Genomic DNA, 20,410 nt, shown 5'->3' on the forward strand with positions numbered 1-20,410 from the left:
AAAATTATTCTCCCCAGCGGAAAGTATCCTGCTCGATGCCCGCAAGGTCCAGCACGCGGTCGACCACCGTGGCGGCTACTTCTTCGATGCTGGCAGGTTTGCTGTAGAAGGATGGCGTGGCCGGGCAAATAATGCCACCCGCCTCCGTCACCGTTTGCATATTACGGATATGAATGAGGTTATAAGGCGTATCGCGCAGCACACAAATTAGCTTACGGCGCTCCTTCAACACCACATCGGCGGCGCGGGTAATTAGGTCGTTGGAAATACCGCCGGCAATGCGGCCAAGAGTGCCCATGCTGCACGGACAAATAATCATGGTATCGTACCTGCCCGATCCCGAAGCGAATGGGGCGTGAAAGTCCTGCTGCGAGTAGAAGGGAAAAGGCAGTTGTTTATAACCGTCTTCATCCAGCTCCGTTTGCCATACCGTTTTGGCGTTTTCTGTCATCACGATCGCTACCTGGTTTACCTGGTCGCCTGCTTTGGCCAGCTTTTGTAATAACTGGCGGGCGTAGATGGAACCACTGGCCCCGGTAACTGCTACTACTATACGATGTGTCATATCACAAAGCTAGGTAATAAAGTGCAGAAGGCCGTGCGTATCGCTACGCAACAGCCTTCCGTATTAATTCCTTGTTTTGTTGGCCTATGCCCGGGCCGCGATCGCGTCCATTGAAATGCCCATATGACTTTCGTCGTACACGCATTTACCCTCCCTTAGCACCAACACCTGCGGCGATTCATGCTGGATGTTAAACATCCCCGACACCTTATTGCTGATCTCACGATACCGGATCAGGTCGAGATAGTAAAAATCCATGCCTTGCGGCTGCGCTGAGCGGTCGAGCCGCGACTTCGCCATTGCACTGATCGAGCAGCGGGTGCTGTGTTTAAATATCACCACCGGGCGCAGGAACGAGTCTGATTGGATCTGCTGCAACTGTTCCTCATTCGTCAATTCCATCCAATTCATAATACTAACAATTCTTACTTTTTTCGGTTACAGGCGCTTTCGATATCTTCATCGGGCAACCCAGTTTCTGTGAAGCGCAGGAGCTGAACATGGCTGTCATTACTGCCATCAAACAAATAACACCCGCCAGCTTAATACTTGGTTTCATTTCTGGTACTTTAATTAGTGAACGATTTTTCATAGGCAATAGATATATCTCTTTTTTAATCCCTCATTACTACGTTATATTTGCAAATATAACTTTTATATTAAAAAAAACAATCCTATGTATTGTTAACAGCTTGCTAATGTGATAGCAAATCTGTTACCAAATTAAGGTTTTTGCTCCAGAACTATGGCAAAGGTACACTTTATCGCTATCGGCGGCAGCGTTATGCACCAGCTCGCAATTGCCCTGAAACTCAAGGGCTACCAGGTAACAGGCAGCGACGATGAAATATTCGACCCCGCTACTACGAACCTCACCAATGCCGGAATTATGCCGGCCACTATCGGTTGGGACCCTGCCCGCATTACTGCGGACCTGGACGCCGTGATCCTTGGCATGCATGCCCGGCTCGATAACCCGGAACTGCAGAAAGCCAGGGAACTGGGCCTCAAGATCTACTCCTTCCCCGAGTATATTTACCAGGAAAGTAAGACCAAAACCCGCGTGGCCGTTGGTGGCAGTCATGGTAAAACGACCATCACTTCCATGATCATGCATGTATTGAGAACGGTACAAAAGGATTTCGACTATCTCGTTGGCGCAAAGCTGGAAGGTTTTTCCCAGTCAGTAAACATCACAAATGCCCCACTTATTGTGTGCGAGGCAGATGAATATCCGGCGTCGGCCATCGAAAAACGTCCTAAGTTCCACTTTTTGCACCCGCATATTGCGGTGCTGAGCGGTATTGCGTGGGACCATATCAATGTTTTCCCTACATTCGAAAATTATAAGGAACAGTTCGTCATTTTTCTCCGCACCATCGAAGCCGGCGGCAAGCTGATTTACAACAGCAGCGACCCGATCCTGAAGGAGCTGGTGGAAAAAGAGGCAGGGCATTTAAACCTGCTGCCATACGAAGTTCCGGTGAACAGCATCACGAACGGTGTAACCAGCATTATCCTGGAAGGACATACCACCCCACTGCTGGTGTTTGGAGAACATAACCTCATGAACATCAACGCCGCCTGGCACGTATGCCGCGAGTTAGGGGTGGATGTGCGCAGCTTCCTGGCGGCTATCTCCTCCTTTACCGGCGCCGCCAAAAGGATGGAGCTGGTAGGTAAGAACGAACAAACGGCCATCTATCGCGACTTCGCGCACGCGCCATCGAAAGTGAAGGCCACAATGCAGGCACTGAAAGCGCAGTACCCCGGCCGCAAACTGATTGCCGTACTGGAATTACACACGTACAGCAGCCTGAACCGCGACTTCCTCACGGAATACAAAGGCGCGATGGACCCGGCAGACAAAGCAGTGGTGTTTTACAGTCAGCATGCATTGGAAATCAAACGTATGCCCGACTTACCGGTAGATGCGATCTACGACGGCTTTGGCAGAACGGACCTGAGCGTGATTACCAGCAACGCGGCGCTGCTCTCCTGGCTGGACGAGCAGGAATATGCGAATGCCAACCTGCTGCTCATGAGCTCGGGCACGTACGACGGACTGGACTTTCCGTCGCTTAAAAAGTATTTATAACAAACAGTAACGCCGCCGACATGCGGCTGTATGCTGAAACCTCCTTATAACATGTCTGCTTTACAGCTAAACCGCCCGCTGGCCTTTATTGACCTGGAAACTACCGGCACCAATGTGGCTACCGACCGAATTATTGAAATTGCCGTAGTGAAAGTTATGCCGGACAGGACCGTGCAGAAGAAAGTAAAGCGCATCAATCCGGGTATTCCCATTCCCCCGGCTACCACAAACATCCACGGTATTTCGGACGAGGACGTAAAGGACGCACCTACTTTTCGCGAGGTAGCCAACGAGTTCAGGCAGTTCCTGGAGAACTGCGACCTGGCGGGATATAACTCCAATCGTTTCGATGTTCCGTTACTGGTAGAGGAATTCCTGCGGGTGGAACTGCCGCTCGACATCAGTACCCGTAAACTGATCGACGTGCAGAAGATTTTCCACCTGATGGAGAAACGCACCCTCAGCGCGGCTTATAAGTTTTACTGTGATAAGATCCTTGAAAACGCGCACAGCGCCGAAGCCGATGCCACTGCTACTTTCGAAATACTGGAAGCGCAGCTGGACCGGTACGATATGCTGAAAGCAGACGTAAACTCGCTGGCAGACTTCACCAGGGAGGAAGACTTTGTAGACTTCGCCCGCCGCATCGTGATGCAGGGCGGACAGGAAACGTTCAACTTCGGCAAGTACAAAGGCCGCGCGGTGAGAGAGGTGCTGAAAATAGAGCCACAGTACTACGATTGGATGATGAAGGCCGATTTCCCCCTCAACACCAAGCAGAAACTGACAGAGATTTACCACAAAATGATGTTAAAAAAATGATAATCCATGCCGGGGGATCACATTGATTCCCCCGGATTTGTGCTAATTTCGCCATCCTAAAGAACAAACCTGTTTGGAAAAGCTAGTCATCATACCGACTTATAACGAAAAGGACAATATTCGCAAGATTATCGCAGCTGTATTTGCCCTGGAGCAGAACTTTCATGTATTGATCATTGATGACGGCTCTCCCGATGGCACGGGAGCCATTGTAAAACAATTACAGGCCGACAACGCCGGCAGGTTGTTCCTCGAGGAGCGTACAGGTAAACTGGGACTGGGTACCGCCTACATCCATGGCTTTAAATGGGCGCTGGCCCGCGGTTACCAGTACATTATCGAAATGGACGCCGACTTCTCCCACCCCCCTAAAGACCTTATTCGTTTACACCATGCCTGTGCCCATGAAGGCGCCGACGTATCCGTTGGTTCACGTTATGTGAAAGGCGGTGCTACCGAAAACTGGCCCTGGAACAGGGCTTTACTCTCCCGCGGCGCTTCCGTTTATGTACAAATGATTACCTGGATGCCGGTAAAAGATGCTACCGCCGGTTTTGTGTGTTACAAGCGGGAAGTACTCGAAACGATTAATCTCGACGAAATACAGTTCGTAGGCTATGCCTTCCAGATAGAAATGAAATTTACCGCCTGGAAGCTCGGCTTCAAGGTAAAGGAAGTACCCATCACCTTTGTGGAAAGAGTAGAAGGATACTCCAAAATGAGTAAAAACATTGTTAAAGAAGGCGTGCTGGGCGTACTGAAAATACAGTGGCAAAGCCTGTTTCGCAATTACGCAGGCAGGGTGAAGAACGAAAATAACTGATACATGCAGCCGCTGGCTGTGTGATCGTGTGATGGAATGAAAAAAGCTTTTATACAACTGCACCTGGCAGTATTCCTGGCAGGTTTTACCGGCATACTTGGTAAACTGATCAGCCTCAACGAAGGCCTGCTTACCTGGTACCGGATGCTCTTTACAGTGATCGCCCTGTACCTGCTATTCCGCTTCCAGGGCGCTTTAAAAAGACTCTCCTTTAAAGAAGCCCTGCCTATCGGCCTTACCGGCTGTGTAATCGCCATGCACTGGCTGTTCTTTTACGGCAGTATTAAATACGCCAACGCCACCATCGGGGTAGTCTGCTTCTCCCTCACCAGTTTCTTTACCGCTATTCTTGAACCGCTCATCATCCGGCGTAAGTTCGATGCCTCGGAGCTATTACTAAGTTTGCTCACGTTAGGCGGTATTCTTTTAATTTTTCATTTTGATACGCAATACCGCACGGGCATCATTCTCGGGATATTCTCCTCGATGTTTGCCGCGCTGTTTACCATCTTCAATAAAAAACTGATCGTAAAACACGATACTAAAACCATTACTTTTTACGAACTGACGGTGGGCTTCCTGGGATTGACGCTGCTGATGCCGCTGTACCTGTATTTATTCCCGCCGCAGGGGTCAATGCTGCCCGGCGGCATGGATATCGTGTACCTGCTCGTTCTCGCCTGGTTCTGTACGGTACTGCTATACTTGTTCCAGATGAGCGCGCTGACAAAGATTTCTGCGTTTACCGTCAACCTCACATTTAACCTGGAGCCGCTATATACGATTGCGCTCGCCTTTCTGCTGTTTCAGGAGAATGAAAACCTTAATCCGAATTTTTATATCGGTTTAAGCCTGATTATGATATCGGTGGTATTACAAATGGCCAAGGTGTTTTACGAAGGCCGTAAAGCGAAAAAGGCCGCCATTGCCGCATAAATTACACCAGCGGAAACAATAGCCGCCGGTATTTTTATATTTTTATCCGGATTAAAAGCCAACAATCAGGATCTAAAACCATTTTTGAGCGTTTATGAGAGCATTTTTAAGAAGAAGTGCGGTGCTGCTATTATTAACACCGGCTTATACCTATGCACAACAGCCAGGTAAAAAACCACTCGACCATACCGTGTACGACGGATGGCAAAGCATTGGCGCCAAAACCATCAGCAACGATGGTAAATGGGTAGCCTACGTTATTCAGCCACAGGAAGGTGACGCCACACTGGTGGTTACCGACAGCAAAGGCACCAGGAAACTGGAAGTGCCCCGCGGTATTACGCCTTCTGTTACGGAGGATAGTAAGTATGTACTGTTCACCATCAAACCGTTGTACAAAGACACCCGCCAGGCGCGCATCAAAAAGAAGAAGCCGGATGAAATGCCCAGGGATACAATGGCTTACGTACAGCTCGGCAGCCACGAGATCATCCGCATCCCGCAGGTAAAAACATTTAAAACGCCTGAAAAGGGAGCCGGTGTTATTGCGTACACACTCGAAAAGCCTAAGGCAGATACCAGTGCAAAGAAACGTGAACTGAAAGGCCAGCCACACTACGATAGCTTCCTGGACGCCGACGACGACAAACCAGGCAGCGATAAACCGACCGACGGCAGCACGCTCGTAATCTGGAACTATGCGAAGAAAACGATCGACACGGTAAAAAACGTGACGGACTTTACCTTCAGCAAACCCGGTAACAAACTGTTACTGGTGACTAAACCTGATAAGAAAGATTCCCTCGCGAAACCTTCGGTCATGTTGTGGGATATTGCTTCCCGTAAAACAGACATCCTTAACCGCGGTGCAGGCAACTATAAATTTTTTACGTTCGATGAGGAAGGCAGACAGGTAGCGTATCTCGCAGAAAGGGACAGCGCCAAAGCTATTCAGAAATCGCACAAATTATACTACTACGCTCCCGGCGCCGACAGTGCCGTGATCGTAGCAGACAACAACAGCAAAGGCATTCCCGCCAAATGGGGCGTATCCGAAAATGGTTCGCTTAGTTTTTCGAAGGATGGCAAAAAGCTGTTCTTTGGTACGTCACCTGTTGCCCCGCCCAAGGATACCAACATCGTAGACTTTGAAGTGGCAAAGGTGGATGTGTGGCATTACCAGGACGATTATCTGCAAACACAGCAGCTCAAAACGCTGGACCGCGACCTGAAAAAGAGTTTTACCGCCGTGTACTACCCTGCTACGAAACAACTGGTGCAACTGGCCGACCGCAAAATGGATTTCCTCATTTTCCCGGATAACAATAACGGCCCATACGCACTCGGCTACAGCGATTACGATCAGCGCATTGCGTTGCAGTGGACAGGCAAGACGCTGAAAACACTGTACCTCGTTAACACGGTAACCGGCGAACGTAAGGTGATCAAAGACAAACTGATCGGCCTGCAGAACATATCGCCAGAGGGTAAGTTTATTAACTGGTTCGACCTGGAAAAGAGCCAGCACTTTGCTTACGAAGTTGCTACGGGCGTTACGCGGGAGATTACGACTGCCATCCCTACTAAACTGGCAGACGAGGAAAACGACGTACCCGATTTCGCTGGATCTTACGGCGCACCCACCTGGCTGGAAGGCGACAAATATCTGTATGTAAACGACCGTTACGACATCTGGCAGGTAGACCCGCAGGGAAAAGAAGCACCGGTGATGATCACCGGCGGTTACGGCCGTAAAACGCGTACTGTATTGCGTTACGTAAAGCTGGACAAAGAAGAAAAATTCATCCGCCCGAAACAAAGCCTGTTATTATCTGCATACAACGACAGCACCAAATACGGCGGCTACTTTAGCCTGAAACTGGGTGATAAAAAAGGTCCGCAGCAAATCGCACTCGGCCCCTACGGTTACCTTGGCATAGAGAAAGCAGTGAACGCAGATATGTTCCTCTTCCAGCGGATGAACTATGTGGAAAGTCCGGACGTATATGCCGGTAAAAACATTGCCAGCGCCGTGAAACTGAGCGCAATCAACCCACAGCAAAAGGAATACAACTGGGGCACCGCCGAACTGTTTAAATGGACCACCTTCAGCGGTAAACAAACAGAAGGCATTTTATATAAACCAGAGGACTTTGATCCTAGTAAAAAATATCCCGTACTGTTTTATTTCTATGAGAAGCTGACAGACGGACTCTATGGCTACCAGCCACCTGCGCCAACGCCTTCGAGGCTGAACATCAGCTTCTTCGTAAGCCGCGGTTACCTCGTACTGGCACCGGATATCAGTTACGAAATCGGTCACCCCGGTGAGAGCGCATACGACTACATTGTAAGCGGTGCCGAAGCGCTGACTAAAAATCCATGGGCCGACAAAGCCAATATGGGTATACAGGGACAGAGCTGGGGCGGTTACCAGGTGGCTTACCTGGTGACGCGTACTAATATGTTCAAGGCCGCCTGGGCCGGTGCCCCGGTAGCCAACATGACCAGTGCCTATGGAGGTATTCGTTGGGAAAGCGGCATGAACCGCCAGTTCCAGTACGAGCACACCCAAAGCCGAATTGGCGCCACCCTGTGGGAAAAGCCGGAGCTATACATCGAAAACTCTCCCCTTTTCCACTTGCCGAAGGTAAACACCCCTATGGTGATTATGGCCAACGACGCCGACGGTGCCGTACCGTGGTACCAGGGTATAGAGCTGTTTACCGGCCTGCGCCGCCTGGGTAAGCCGGTTTGGATGCTGAACTACAACAACGAAGCCCACAACCTGGTACAACGCCAGAACCGGAAAGACATTCAGGTACGGGAACAACAATTCTTCGACCATATGTTGAAAGGCGCGCCCGCCGCCCAGTGGATCAAATACGGACTGCCCGCCACTGACAAAGGCCGAAACTGGGGGTTTGAAAATGCCGCCGAGTAATGATGCTTAACGTCCCGGCCTGTTGGCCGGGACGTTTTTTTAGTTCGACTTCCCTTACACTTCCCCTATACAAATTTTGCTTGTGAGTAATATTTGGCAGGACGAATTGCGCCCTCCGGGCCTGATTGCGACATATTTGTCCTGCATCCTCCGAAGATCCCTCCTGCATCCTTGCTAAGTTGTTGCTAAAAAGTAGCTGAAACACCAGTGTTTTAGCAGGGATGTAGCAAGGATGTAGCAAGGATTCAGCAAGGATGCAAGTTGGCAGACGAGAGAACCGGACGCTGAAGTGAGTGAACTTTAGATTTGTGCCGATGAGGCGAATCCATGAAGTGGATAGCATCGCTTCCACCGTCATCGCGACTGAAAGGAAGCGAACCTCCGCGATAGTCTTCGCGGCAATAGGTCGGCAGCCATAAACTAGTTGTACGAAGACGGCACACGAGGATGGCTTCAGTTTGTTCGCCAGGACGGAAACGGGTGATCCGCTTCGCCGAATAGGGTAAATACCGTACAAGGGAGTGACACAACGGCGGCTGAAAAAAGGCCCAAAAGCTGGTCCCGAAAAAATAAATCACTGATACAGTGGAGGTTGGTACGAAAGACAAAAAATTATTTTTCTAATATAACTTATTTACTATATTTACATACGAATATTCTATTTGTGAGCTGAAGAAGCCAAACCTGAAAACCTAGACCTATGAATATCCAACAGTTTCTTCCCAAACAGTCGCTGAATCCGTTTGTGCAGCAATATTTCTTGCTGGAGGATTTTACTGCCGACACCACTTTTGCCGGACAACAATTGTTTTCACTTGGAAATCAATACCTGGTATTCGTTTTAAAGGGAGAGATCACCTTCCGTCCCTCCGACCATGCGCCGTTTACTTTGCCTGACGCATCGGTGGTTGGACCTTTCACCTGTTCCGGTTCTGTTAAACTGAGTGGTCCCAGCTCGGCTGTGATCGTACAGTTAAATGCTTGTGGCAGCCATCGTTTGCTGGGCCTGAGCATGGATACCGTGACCAACTATTACCGCGACCTTAGCAAGCTGGACGCAGGCCAATGGAAATACCTGGGCCGCGAGCTGGCATCTGCCAATGATATTGTATCGCTGCTGGACCGCGCGCTGGAAAAGGCGTTGCGCGAACAGGAACGCTCATTACAGGGTGTCGACGAAATCCTGGAACACTTGCTGCTGCAGAACGGTAATGTGGACATGGAAAGCGTTGCCCTGTACTTCAAAACCTCCCGTCATACGCTCGAAAGACGTTTTATGGAGGTGACCGGTCTTACACCACAAATGTTCAGCCGCATCGCCCGCTTTAACATGGCTATGTCGAGCATTAAGGAAGACATGCACACCCAACAGTGGCAGAGCGTGCTGCAGGATTGTGGTTATGGCGACCAGACGCACTTTATCAAAGACTTCCTGTACTTCGGTGCGCCGAAAGCGGAAAAAGAGCCTAAAACGCCGCAGGTATCGTTACGTAAGATCTTTAAACTGGCGGAGACCATGTATCCCCAGTACAGAACTGCGCTTAATTAATCGCTAGTATATATGCAATTCGCTCCCGGCGCCCAGGCGTCGGGATTTTTTTTGGTACGATTTAAGCGCACAAAACAGTAATTTGAACTTACTATGAAAAAGATAATCGGTTGGCTTTTACTGGTATTGGCATTGATAGGCGTATTTTTTATCGGCAAACAATTTGGCGGTAAAACTGTGAGTGAACAGGTGGTGTCGAACAGCCTGATCGTACGCGAAATAGCCGAACTCGCATCGCTGGAAGTGCAGGGGAACGCCAGTATTAAACGCAGCAATGTGGAGAACGACGGCACCTGGAGCAACAATATGCGCAAGCTGTTCATGGAAAGCACCATCTGGGTAAATGTGCCTTATACCGCCAAATTTGGCGTGGACCTGGACGATAAAAACTTCGACATCGACGTTTCAGAAAAGCGTGTAACCGTACACCTGCCCGTGCCCAAACTGCTTAGTTACGAGTTGAAGATCGATAAGATGGAAACCTCTAACAAGAAAGGCTGGCTGATGTTTTCGGACGACGAAACTTATACCGACGTGCAGAAAAAGCTGTACCAGACCTCACGCGGGCAGCTGGAGCACAATGTCACTTACCTGCAAAGTGCAAAAACCAAAATACAACAAGTGATCGCACGCTACTACGAGCCACTTGGCTACGAAGTGCGTGTGCAGTTTGGCAGCGAAAATGCCGTGACCGTGTTACCCCTTAAAAAAGACTAGGCCGCGTTGATGGCCAGGTACTTCACCAGCGACCGTTTGGCGATGGGCAGTAACGTTTCCGCCACCGGGAAGGTAAGGTCCGTTTCTATCTTGTAAACAGCCGGGTTGGGCAACTGCTCCCGCCGGGTGCGAATCAGTTCTGTTTTGATGTTTTCGCAGGTATTATTAAAGCTTTTTGTATAAGCAGAAAGATATTGGGTATGGATACCGCGATATCGTTCGTCATGCCGTTCGAAGATCGTGAGGCGGTAGTAGTATACCAGCGTGTCGCTGTAACGGCCGTCGCAAAGCAACATATACCCTTCCTGCATATCCAGCGGTACAAGCCCTACCGGCGTGATGTTCATCTGCTCCGCCACAAATTCATAAATGCCCGTTCCGTTTTTGATCGTATGGTCCATTTTGCGCATCGCATACTGGATAATCTCCTCCATTTCGCACATCACCGCATCGTCGGCAATCATTTGCTCGTAAAGGAGCTGCAGGCGTTCCATGTTAACGGCGGTAAGCGTTTTAGGGAATTTCTCGCGGAGCAGGTTCCGGTTCTCGCGGAAATCGCGCAGGTTGTTGTAATGGAACACTACATCGGCCAGCTGCGGGTACAGTTTGTTTTCATTGAAATAGCCGCTTATTTCCTGTAGATAGGCTAACAGGGTGTACTTTTTCTGTTCGAAATCGATATAACCATCTGCAAACCAGGTTTCACTCAATCTTTTCATAATGTCAGGTTTAAAAATATCGCCTTAATGAATTTACGAAAAAAAGTAATATAAAATTAGGGTGATCCGTAAAGTTGGAATTATGGAAAATAAGTATTAACTTCAAAGTAGCCACCAGTAAGGGATTAAGAGGTTTATGCGAAATGAGGGCAGAGAGGCTATCAAATTAATTTGGCGCTGACAAAACTTACTATTAAATTTATTATATTGAAGTATTAATTCATTTTTTTAATTTTTCTATCATGAACATCTACGTAGCCAACCTACACTATAGGTTGAACGATGAGGATCTCCACCAGATCTTCAGCGAATTCGGTCAGGTAACCTCAGCTAAAGTCATCAAAGATCACGAAACTGGCCGCTCACGTGGTTTTGCGTTCGTAGAAATGCCAAATCAGGAAGAAGGCGCCAAAGCGATGGAGAGCCTGAATGGCAGCCAGGTTGAAGGCAAACAGCTGACCGTGAACGAAGCCCGTCCTAAAGCACCAGGTTCTGGTGGTGGTGGCAACCGTGGCGGCGGTGGTGGAAACCGTGGCGGCGGCGGCTATGGCGGCCCACGTGATCGCCGTTATTAATCAAGTTTGATTGTTACTTATCGATCATAGAGAAAGCCTCCCGTTGGGAGGCTTTTTTCGTGTACTGATATAACTCAGGAAACTTTGTTTCGAAGCTTAAGAATCGCTCTGTAAACCAGCATAATTACAGTAGGGGCTGCGAGGAGGGCCAGAAAAACGAAGATAAAAGGGTATATTTTTCTCCTCAAAAAACTTTCTCTGAAACAGATATATTGTTACAATTAATTGATATGGCATACACGTATACTGACAATCCCCCCAAATCAAAACACAAAAGGCGCAAAAGCAGCCTTTCAGCTTCTTTTACGCCCTCGCGTTTATTTAGCTTGCCGTGCTAATTCGTTAGTATTCCCTCGTCGGGTCGAAGTGCTCCATTTCCTGCGCTACTGCGGTAAGGAAGGTGGCTCCCAGGGCGCCGTCGACGATACGGTGGTCGTACGACATAGACAGGTACATCATATGACGGATAGCGATAGAATCGCCTTGCTCCGTTTCTACTACCACCGGGCGTTTTTTGATCGCACCTACCGCCAGTATCGCTACCTGCGGCTGGTTGATGATCGGGGTGCCGGTAAGGCTGCCAAAAGTACCTACGTTCGTGATCGTGAAGGTACCATTTTGCGTGTCTTCCGGTTTCAGTTTGTTGTTACGGGCAGCGTTGGCCAGTTGGTTTACGCTTTTGGTAAGCCCTACCAGGTTCAGCATGTCCGCATTACGGATGACCGGAACAATGAGGTTGCCGGTCGGTAAGGCAGTCGCCATACCTATATTGATGTCTTTCTTTACAATGATCTTATCCCCGTCGATTGAACAGTTCACCAGCGGGAACTTCTTGATACACCTCACCAGCGCCTCGATGAACAGGGGCATAAATGTGATCTTCTCTCCTTCTCGTTTCTGGAAACCGTCTTTCACACTATCGCGCCATCTTACCATATTGGTTACGTCTACCTCGGCAAAGCTGGTCACGTGCGGACTTGTTTGTTTGCTGCGCACCATGTGATCGGCAATCAGTTTACGCATGCGGTCCATCTCGATGATCTCTACGTTGCCGCTGTAGCTGGCCGGTTTAGCAGCCGGTGTTTCCGCTGCTTTTGCCGCAGGTGGCGCTTTAGGTGCTTCTTCTGCAGCAGGGGCAGGAGCCGCTTTTTTAGCAGCAATATATTCGAGGATGTCTTTCTTCGTTACGCGGCCGTCGTTACCGGTGCCAGGCACCTTTTCCAATTCCGCAAAGCCGAGACCTTCCTGCTGTGCGATGGTCAGCACCAGCGGGGAGTAGAAACGCGCTTCGCCGGAAGTGGCGGCGGGAGCAGGCGTTTCCGTACGTTCGGGGGCGCTGAATTTCTTCTCCGTCACCGCGGGTGCAGCGGGCGCCGTAGCGGGGGATGCAGCGGGTGCATCTTCGCCAGCTGTTTTGATGCGGGCTATCACTGTACCAACCGGTACCACATCATTTTCATTAAACAGCACCTCGGCAATTTCACCGTCCGCAATAGAAGGTACTTCACTGTCAACTTTATCGGTCGCAATTTCCAGCACGGTTTCATCAGCGCTCACCTTGTCACCGGCTTTCTTGTGCCAGCGCAGGATGGTCGCTTCCATGATACTCTCTCCCATTTTGGGCATCACCAATTCTACTATAGCCATATTTTTGAATTTAGTGTTTAAGTGGTCGCAAAAATAGGGAAATTAGTATATCCCAACTTCAATCTGCTAACGCGTGATAAACTTTCTGAGCAGATTGATCGCTGCAACCGATGCCATATCCGTATTTCGTGCCCTGTCGTACCGGAAGTGGTGTTTAATCGTTACTACGTCTTTACTGTCGCCGGCCGCCATCCACACGGTACCCACCGGTTTTTCTTCCGTACCGCCGTCTGGTCCCAGGATACCACTTACGGCCACCATATAGTCGGAACCAAGTGTTTTAATACCACCGGCGACCATGGCCTTTACGGTTTCTTCGCTCACCGCACCATATTGCTGCAAAATGCTTTCCGGCACACTCAGCACGCTGGTTTTGATCTCGTTTGCGTAGCTCACCACACTGCCCTTAAAGTATGCAGAACTGCCCGCCACCGAAGTAATCATGTGCGCAATGTTTCCGCCGGTACAGCTTTCTGCAGTGCCCATGGTTTTACCAGCAGCCTTCAGCAAACGGCCGATCACCTGTTCGATCGGGATATCTTCATCCACGACGATAATATCTTCCAATATTGATTTCAGCTCATGAAAATGCTCGGACAATAATGCCGCCGTGCTGATCTTGTCTTTGCCCATCGCGGTGAGGCGCAGTTTTAGCAGTCCGAAATTAGGCAGGTAAGCCAGTTTAATAGATGCAGGTAATGCCTCTTCAAACTTCTTAATGCGTTCTGCCACGAAGGATTCGCCCATGCCTGAGGTAAGCAGGGTTTGATGCAGCAGCGCGGGTGTATGAAATTCTTCCTTGATGATATTGAGTACATAATCCTCCATAATACCTTTCATTTCATGAGGCACGCCGGGCATAGATACATACAGTTTATCATGCTTGCGGAACAACATGCCGGGGGCAGTACCGCGACGATTGAACAACACCTGGCAGGTATCCGGCACGCGGGCCTGATCAACGTTGCGTTGCAGTACAGGCAATCCGCGGCTTTCGAAAAAGGCCATTACGGAGTGTAAGGTTTCTTCATGCACAATGAGGCGGCCGCCGAAGTAATCGTTAAGTACCGGTTTGGTAATATCGTCGGCCGTGGGGCCCAGTCCGCCGGTGATAAGAATGATATGTGCATCGCGGCTTTCTTCTTCGAGCGCCTGGATGATATCTTTTTTATTATCCCCTACGGCTACACGGCGCTTTACCCATACACCGATGTTATTCAGTTGCTGGGCGATCCAGGCCGAGTTGGTGTCGATGGTCTGACCGATCAGGAGTTCATCGCCTATGGTAATGAGGCTGGCAAATATTTTTTCCACGCAATGGTATCTTTAAAGGTTGAGGCAAATTTACAGGCAAAAAGTTTGCCGTTGCGCACGATTCGGGGTAAATTAAGCCCTATGAGAACTTACCTGATGCTGTTGGCGGGCTGCATGGCGCTACAGGCGGCCGTTGCGCAATCGCCCGAAGTGAAAGTGAAAGCGGCCCTGTCCGAACTTGTCCGCGACCCGCAAATGACGTATGCGAGTTATTCTTTCTACCTGCTCGACGGACAAACCGGGCAAAAGGTGTGGTCGGTCAACGAAAACATGGGCCTGGCGCCCGCCTCGTGCTTAAAAGTGCTGACGGCCGCCGCTGCGCTGCATACACTCGGCAGCAGCTATCAATATAAAACACAACTCGCGTATGAAGGCAAGATTGACGCGCAGGGCACGTTGCAGGGTAACCTGGTCATTAAGGGCGCGGGCGATCCTTCGCTGGGCAGCAACCGGTACCAGGCATCTACAGAAACGGTAGTATTGCAAAGCTGGCTGGCTGCGATCAAAAAAGCAGGCATTAAGCAGATAAACGGACAAGTGATCGGCGACGACAGTATATTCGACACGCAATCGCTTCCCGATGGCTGGATATGGCAGGATATGGGCAACTATTATGGCGCGGGCCCTTCGGGCTTAAGTTGGCGCGAAAACCAGTTCAGTATCCGTTTTAAACCGGGTAACAGTCTCGGCGCACCGGCGACATTAGCCTCCACCACGCCTGCCATGCCTAATCTTACGCTGATCAATGAACTGCGCACGGGAGCCAAAGGCAGCGGCGACCAGGCCTATGCGTACATAGCACCTTATACGGAGAGCGGCTATATTCGCGGTACCGCCGGCATTGATGAACAATACTTTTCCATCTCCGCCGCCGTACCCGACCCGGCGTATGACTGCGCTTACCGGCTGCAGCAAGCCCTGGAAGCGGATCAGATCAAAGTAACAAAAGGTATTACGACCACGCGCCGCCAGGCTTCCACGCCGCAGAAGCTGCAGCAAATTACGGCGACGCTTTCGCCCACACTCGATAAACTGGTGTACTGGTTCCTGCGTAAAAGCGTAAACTTATATGGTGAACATTTCGTGAAAACCCTGGCCCTGGAAGCAAAAGAGCAGGTATCGACCCCGGCGGGCGTAAAGGTGTTAAAAGCGTATTGTGCGAAACTGGGGATTGCAGAAGGGGCAGTCAACATCATCGACGGCAGCGGTTTATCGCCCGCCAATCGTATTACCACGGCGGCTTTGGCTACGGTTTTATACAATGCGCAAAAGCAACCCTGGTTCAATGCCTACTATGATGCGCTGCCCGAAGCCAATGGTATCAAAATGAAGGATGGCTATATCAGTAATGTGCGTTCGTATGCGGGCTACATAAAACCGAAACAGGGCCCTCCCCTCGTATTCGCGTTCATAGTGAACAACTTCAACGGTGGCGCGGGCCCTATGCGGCAAAAAATGTGGAAGGTGTTGGATTCGCTTAAGTAAAGTAAGGCGTCAATTTTTCTTTCAACGGTTCCGGCAGCGGCGTTTTTTGTCGCGTGGCGGCATCCAGGAACACGAGTGTGGTAACGCCCACGTTCAGCAACTCCCCTTTTTCGTTGAACAGTTCCGTATGAAACTGGATCTTATGCGCAGGCGGTAATTCGCGCAGCGTGGTCTTAACCGTTATCAGATCGTCGTACAGCGCGGGCCGCAGGTATTTGATATTGAGTTCGGCCACCGGCATAATGATGCCCCGCTCTTCCAGTTCACGATAGGTAAAGCCTAACTGGCGGATCGCCTCGGCCCTGCCCACTTCAAAATACAAAGCGTAATTGCCATAATAGAGATAGCCCATCTGGTCGGTTTCCCCATATCTCACCCTGATTTGCGTCGTTGCTGTAAACATATCCTGTCTCTTTAAAAATGATTTTATTTACCAATCATGCCGTCGATAGATACGCGGCCCGGACCACAAAACATCAGCACCAGGTAACCAACCAGGTAAAACACCGGAAGCTCCAGTTTGCCGGAACCATCATGCAAATGGATCCTGAACACGATCACCGCCGTTAAGATCAGTAATGGTACCAGCGCCAGCCTGGTGAACAGTCCGAGTATGAGAAACACAGAACAAAATACTTCTGCAAATACAGCCATACCCAGGGAAGCCGACTTGCCAACACCCAACGGATCATTGAACTTTTGTGCCAGGTGCGCAAAATTCATCATCAGCTTAGGCCAGCCATGGTTCAATATCATGAAAATACCGAGGGCCAGGCGTAAACCCAGCATAGAAAAGTGTACCGCATTGTCGGAAAATGAGGTGGAAAAAAGTTTTTTCATAGAACGGTTTGTGGTTTGATTCTTGCTAATAACCGCTGCAAGATAGGAAAATGAATGTTTTTGCTGCAAAAGCGAGTTATCCACATTCCTGTAGATAACCTGCAGGACTTACCAAAAATGTAAATTTTATATTTGTTTTGTTTGAAAACCCCCAAATTTGCACACTCTTGATAATGTGGGAGAACAAGATTAACGGGATATTCCGGTAGTGCCGATGGCCAGTCCGAAATATTTTCGTTAACAGATCGTTTTAATTCGAGTATTATAAGGTATTAACAAATAAAGCATGAAGCAATTCATAAACAGGCTCTTATTACCAGGACAGTTTAGCGTACTATTGATCACGTTTGCCGGCAGCAGTCTTTTGACTTCCACTGTCGCAAGCGCGCAGCAGACCAAGATATACACAGACGAAGAAAAGGTGTTCAAACACGCGCAGCAGCTGTTCCGCGAAGAGAAGTACGCCGTATCGATGCAGCTTTTTAAACAGACGATCGACCATATCGATTACTGGCACGAAACCAACCGCACGCTCGTCAACACCGACGCGCACTACTATTTCACCATCTGTGCGCTGCGTTTAGGTCAGGCCGACGGTGAAAAATATGCCTTACGTTTCCTGCAGATGTTTAATAACGGCCCGCGCGAGCAACTCGTAAGTTTTGAACTGGCCCGCTATTACTTCCACAAAAATAAACTGAAAGAAGCCATCCCTTATTACGAAACAGCCGGCATCGACAATCTGACCAACGAACAAGTGGCCGACGCTAAGTTTGAATTGGCCTATTGCTATTTCAACGTAAAGGACTTCAAAAAAGCATTGCCGCTGTTCGCCTCCATCAAGGACGTACAAAACAAATACTACCTGCCCGCTAACTACTATTACGGCTTTATCGCTTATTATAACAAGCAGTATGACCAGGCGCTCAACAGCTTCAAAAAGGTAGTGAACGAACCGAAGTACAGTGCCGTAGTGCCTTACTACATCGCGGAGATCTACTACTTCCAGAACAAAAAACAGGAACTGATCGCCTTCGTGGAACCGCTTATCAAAAAAGGCGGCATGTATTACGAAGCCGAACTGAAACAACTGGTGGGTCAGGCTTACTTCGAAAAACAGGAGTATACGAAAGCGCTTCCTTACCTGGAAGAATTTCAGCAAAACTCGGATGAGATCAGGAAGGAAGATGTATACCAGCTGTCTTACAGCTACTACCAGACAGGCAACCTGGAAAAAGCCATTACCGGCTTTAAACAACTGAGCAGCGAAAAGGACTCCCTCGGACAGAACTCGATGTACCTGCTGGGCGACTGTTACCTGCGTACCGGTCAAAAACAGAATGCCCGTAACGCCTTCGCTTTTTGCGCCCGCAACAGCTCTAACGCCACACAGCAGGAGATCTCGCGCTTTAACTATGGTAAACTGTCTTACGAACTCGGTTACCAGGATGTAGCCATCACGGAACTGACCAACTTCGTAAAAACTTACCCGCAATCCAAATACAACAAAGAATCCCGCGAAATACTGGTAAGCCTGTTCGCCAACACGAACAACTACCAGGACGCACTGTCCATCATCGAAAGCCTGCCCGAAAAGAACGCCATGGTGCTGAAAGCCTACCAGCGCGTAGCTTACGGTCGCGCCACGCAACTGGTGAACGACCAGCAACTGGCGGAAGCAGAACGTTTGCTGAACATCGCGATCGCCAATCCGTACGACCAGCAGATCACCCAGCTGGCTAATTTCTGGAAGGCGGAAATCGCCCTGCGCCAGAACAATTCCGATAAAGCGATTGCTGGTTTACGCGGCTACCTGGCCACCAACCCTCCCCCGGCTTCCGGTGAGGCGAATGCACAAACGGCCAGTTATAACCTCGGTTACAGCCTGCTGAAAAAAGAAAGCTATTCCGAAGCACTGCCTTATTTCGAAGCTGCACAGCGTAGTGGTGGACCAAACGCACAACGTATCGCCAACGATGCGGCCCTGCGTTCTGCTGATTGTTACTACATGCTGAAAGACTTTGCGAAAGCGAACAGCCTGTACGACCGTGTAATTGCCAATAGCGAACCGGGGGCAGACTATGCGATGTACCAGAAAAGTATCATTCTCGGCATCCAGAACAAAAGCAATGAGAAGATCGCCATGCTGAAACAGCTGGCCAATAAATACCCGTCCTCCGGCTTTAATAATGAAGGCGAGCTGGAAATTGCCAACACGTACCTTTCAGAAGAACGCTTCAACGATGCGATCCCTTACCTGAAGAATGTGTTGCAGAAACAGCCGAATGGTCCTAACGCCCCTAAAGCCCTCCTGAAACTGGGCCTGGCGTATTACAACATGGACAATGACAATACGGCCATGACTTATTATAAAGAAGTGGTGCAGAAATATCCTAACTCCGCCGAAAGCGCCGAGGCCCTGGAAAGCCTGCAGGCAATTTATGTAGGTCAGGGTAAAACCGACGATTACGTGGCCTTCATGAAAGCGAACGGCAAAACGGTATCTGTTACGGCGGAAGACTCCATCAGCTTTGCTGCTGCGGAAACCCGCTTCAGTAAAGGCGATTGCGTTGGTGCGGCTCCGGCGTTGACCTCCTACCTGCAAAAGTTCCCGAACGGGCAGTTCGTATTACAGGCTAACTTCTACAAAGCAGAATGCCTGTACAACAATAAAGACTATACGAACGCACTGCCGGGTTACGAATATGTACTCACCAAAGGCGCCAGTCCGTTTGCGGAAAGAGCGGCCCAGCAGGCAGCGTACATTCACTACTACCAGGTGAAGAACTATGCCAAAGCCCGCGAGTACTATACCCAACTGCAATCACTGTCTACCAATAAAGAAAACACCCTCGCCGCCAACCGCGGACTGCTGCGCAGCAACTACCAGCTGAAAAACTGGACAGAAGTAACGACGTACGCAGAAAACCTGCTGAGCGGTACCAATATCAGCACCGACGACCAGATCATCGGTCACTTCTACCTCGGTAAAGCCCACCAGGAAAATGGCAAGTACGATGATGCGATCAGCGAGTACAAAACCGTTAGCGGCCTTACCAAATCGGAGATCGGTGCGGAAGCACGTTACAGCATTGCCCACAGCTACCTGCTGAAAAACGACCTGGCAGCGGCTGAAAAAGCGGGCTTCGACCTCATCAAAAATGCACCCGGTTACGAATACTGGACGGCTAAAACTTACATCCTGTTAGGCGACGTGTACTGGAAACAGAAAGACTACTTCAATGCGAAAGCCACCTTCCAGAGCATCGCCGAAAACTGTCCGATCGACGAGTTGAAGAACGAAGCGAAGGACAAGCTGAACAAAGTAGAAGCAGAAGAAAAAGCAGGATCAAAAATCAAATAAGCCATGTAATGC

The 20,410-nt window shown here is 49.6% G+C and carries 18 protein-coding genes; 10 read left to right on the top strand and 8 right to left on the bottom strand.

Going from position 1 to position 20,410, the window contains the following annotated elements; genetic code table 11:
* Nucleotides 1-4: 4 nt before the first annotated feature.
* The 3 genes from MKQ68_RS14500 to MKQ68_RS14510 form a co-directional block, all read right to left on the bottom strand.
* Complete coding sequence (locus MKQ68_RS14500) at nt 5-565, bottom strand: UbiX family flavin prenyltransferase (protein WP_244839379.1); 561 nt, start codon at nt 563-565, stop codon at nt 5-7.
* A gap of 84 nt (nt 566-649) precedes the next feature.
* Nucleotides 650-976: a bacillithiol system redox-active protein YtxJ gene (gene ytxJ / locus MKQ68_RS14505; protein ID WP_244839380.1), complete on the bottom strand. Its 327-nt coding sequence runs from the start codon at nt 974-976 to the stop codon at nt 650-652.
* Nucleotides 977-980: 4 nt separating this feature from the next.
* Nucleotides 981-1,124, bottom strand: coding sequence for a hypothetical protein (locus tag MKQ68_RS14510; protein WP_264279755.1), 144 nt, complete (start codon nt 1,122-1,124; stop codon nt 981-983).
* A gap of 186 nt (nt 1,125-1,310) precedes the next feature.
* On the opposite strand from MKQ68_RS14510, the gene MKQ68_RS14515 reads away from it, so the two are divergent.
* The 7 genes from MKQ68_RS14515 (at nt 1,311) to MKQ68_RS14545 (ending at nt 10,454) form a co-directional block, all read left to right on the top strand.
* Nucleotides 1,311-2,663, top strand: coding sequence for a UDP-N-acetylmuramate--L-alanine ligase (locus MKQ68_RS14515; RefSeq protein WP_264279756.1), 1,353 nt, complete (start codon nt 1,311-1,313; stop codon nt 2,661-2,663).
* 51 nt (nt 2,664-2,714) lie between these two features.
* Nucleotides 2,715-3,485 carry a 3'-5' exonuclease gene (locus MKQ68_RS14520; protein ID WP_264279757.1) on the top strand — a complete coding sequence of 257 codons (771 nt, stop codon included), beginning with the start codon at nt 2,715-2,717 and terminating at the stop codon, nt 3,483-3,485.
* A 73-nt stretch (nt 3,486-3,558) separates the two neighbouring features.
* A complete protein-coding gene (locus tag MKQ68_RS14525) occupies nt 3,559-4,308 on the top strand; it encodes a polyprenol monophosphomannose synthase (protein ID WP_264279758.1) in 750 nt (249 codons plus the stop codon).
* 36 nt (nt 4,309-4,344) lie between these two features.
* Nucleotides 4,345-5,244: a DMT family transporter gene (locus tag MKQ68_RS14530; RefSeq protein WP_264279759.1), complete on the top strand. Its 900-nt coding sequence runs from the start codon at nt 4,345-4,347 to the stop codon at nt 5,242-5,244.
* Nucleotides 5,245-5,338: 94 nt separating this feature from the next.
* Entirely contained in the window at nt 5,339-8,188 is a 2,850-nt protein-coding gene (locus MKQ68_RS14535) for an alpha/beta hydrolase family protein (RefSeq protein WP_264279760.1), read from the top strand.
* A gap of 700 nt (nt 8,189-8,888) precedes the next feature.
* The gene (locus tag MKQ68_RS14540) at nt 8,889-9,737 is read left to right on the top strand and encodes a helix-turn-helix domain-containing protein (protein ID WP_264279761.1); all 849 of its coding nucleotides are present in this window, start codon (nt 8,889-8,891) and stop codon (nt 9,735-9,737) included.
* A gap of 93 nt (nt 9,738-9,830) precedes the next feature.
* On the top strand, nt 9,831-10,454 hold the full coding sequence (locus MKQ68_RS14545) for a DUF4230 domain-containing protein (RefSeq protein ID WP_264279762.1): 624 nt from the start codon (nt 9,831-9,833) through the stop codon (nt 10,452-10,454).
* Here the strand turns inward: MKQ68_RS14545 and MKQ68_RS14550 are convergent.
* Entirely contained in the window at nt 10,451-11,173 is a 723-nt protein-coding gene (locus MKQ68_RS14550) for a hypothetical protein (protein ID WP_264279763.1), read from the bottom strand. The genes MKQ68_RS14545 and MKQ68_RS14550 overlap by 4 nt on opposite strands.
* Nucleotides 11,174-11,415: 242 nt before the next feature.
* Here MKQ68_RS14550 and rbp point away from each other — a divergent pair, with 242 nt between their 5' ends.
* The gene (gene rbp, locus MKQ68_RS14555; RefSeq protein ID WP_244839396.1) at nt 11,416-11,748 is read left to right on the top strand and encodes an RNA-binding regulator; all 333 of its coding nucleotides are present in this window, start codon (nt 11,416-11,418) and stop codon (nt 11,746-11,748) included.
* A 342-nt stretch (nt 11,749-12,090) separates the two neighbouring features.
* Here rbp and MKQ68_RS14560 read toward each other — a convergent pair whose 3' ends face one another.
* Both MKQ68_RS14560 and MKQ68_RS14565 read right to left on the bottom strand, forming a co-directional pair.
* A complete protein-coding gene (locus MKQ68_RS14560; protein ID WP_244839397.1) occupies nt 12,091-13,395 on the bottom strand; it encodes a dihydrolipoamide acetyltransferase family protein in 1,305 nt (434 codons plus the stop codon).
* Between the two features lie 66 nt (nt 13,396-13,461).
* A complete protein-coding gene (locus tag MKQ68_RS14565) occupies nt 13,462-14,709 on the bottom strand; it encodes a CinA family nicotinamide mononucleotide deamidase-related protein (RefSeq protein WP_264279764.1) in 1,248 nt (415 codons plus the stop codon).
* Nucleotides 14,710-14,790: 81 nt separating this feature from the next.
* Here MKQ68_RS14565 and dacB point away from each other — a divergent pair, with 81 nt between their 5' ends.
* A complete protein-coding gene (gene dacB, locus MKQ68_RS14570; protein WP_264279765.1) occupies nt 14,791-16,194 on the top strand; it encodes a D-alanyl-D-alanine carboxypeptidase/D-alanyl-D-alanine endopeptidase in 1,404 nt (467 codons plus the stop codon).
* Here the strand turns inward: dacB and MKQ68_RS14575 are convergent.
* A complete protein-coding gene (locus MKQ68_RS14575) occupies nt 16,187-16,597 on the bottom strand; it encodes an acyl-CoA thioesterase (protein ID WP_264279766.1) in 411 nt (136 codons plus the stop codon). The genes dacB and MKQ68_RS14575 overlap by 8 nt on opposite strands.
* Nucleotides 16,598-16,620: 23 nt before the next feature.
* Nucleotides 16,621-17,034 (bottom strand): DoxX family protein, encoded by a 414-nt coding sequence (locus tag MKQ68_RS14580; protein ID WP_264279767.1) that lies wholly within the window; start codon nt 17,032-17,034, stop codon nt 16,621-16,623.
* Between the two features lie 286 nt (nt 17,035-17,320).
* On the opposite strand from MKQ68_RS14580, the gene MKQ68_RS14585 reads away from it, so the two are divergent.
* Nucleotides 17,321-20,398 carry a tetratricopeptide repeat protein gene (locus MKQ68_RS14585; protein WP_264279768.1) on the top strand — a complete coding sequence of 1,026 codons (3,078 nt, stop codon included), beginning with the start codon at nt 17,321-17,323 and terminating at the stop codon, nt 20,396-20,398.
* Nucleotides 20,399-20,410 lie beyond the last annotated feature (12 nt).

Origin of the sequence: Chitinophaga horti (assembly GCF_022867795.2) — a bacterium.
Taxonomy (GTDB): domain Bacteria; phylum Bacteroidota; class Bacteroidia; order Chitinophagales; family Chitinophagaceae; genus Chitinophaga; species Chitinophaga horti.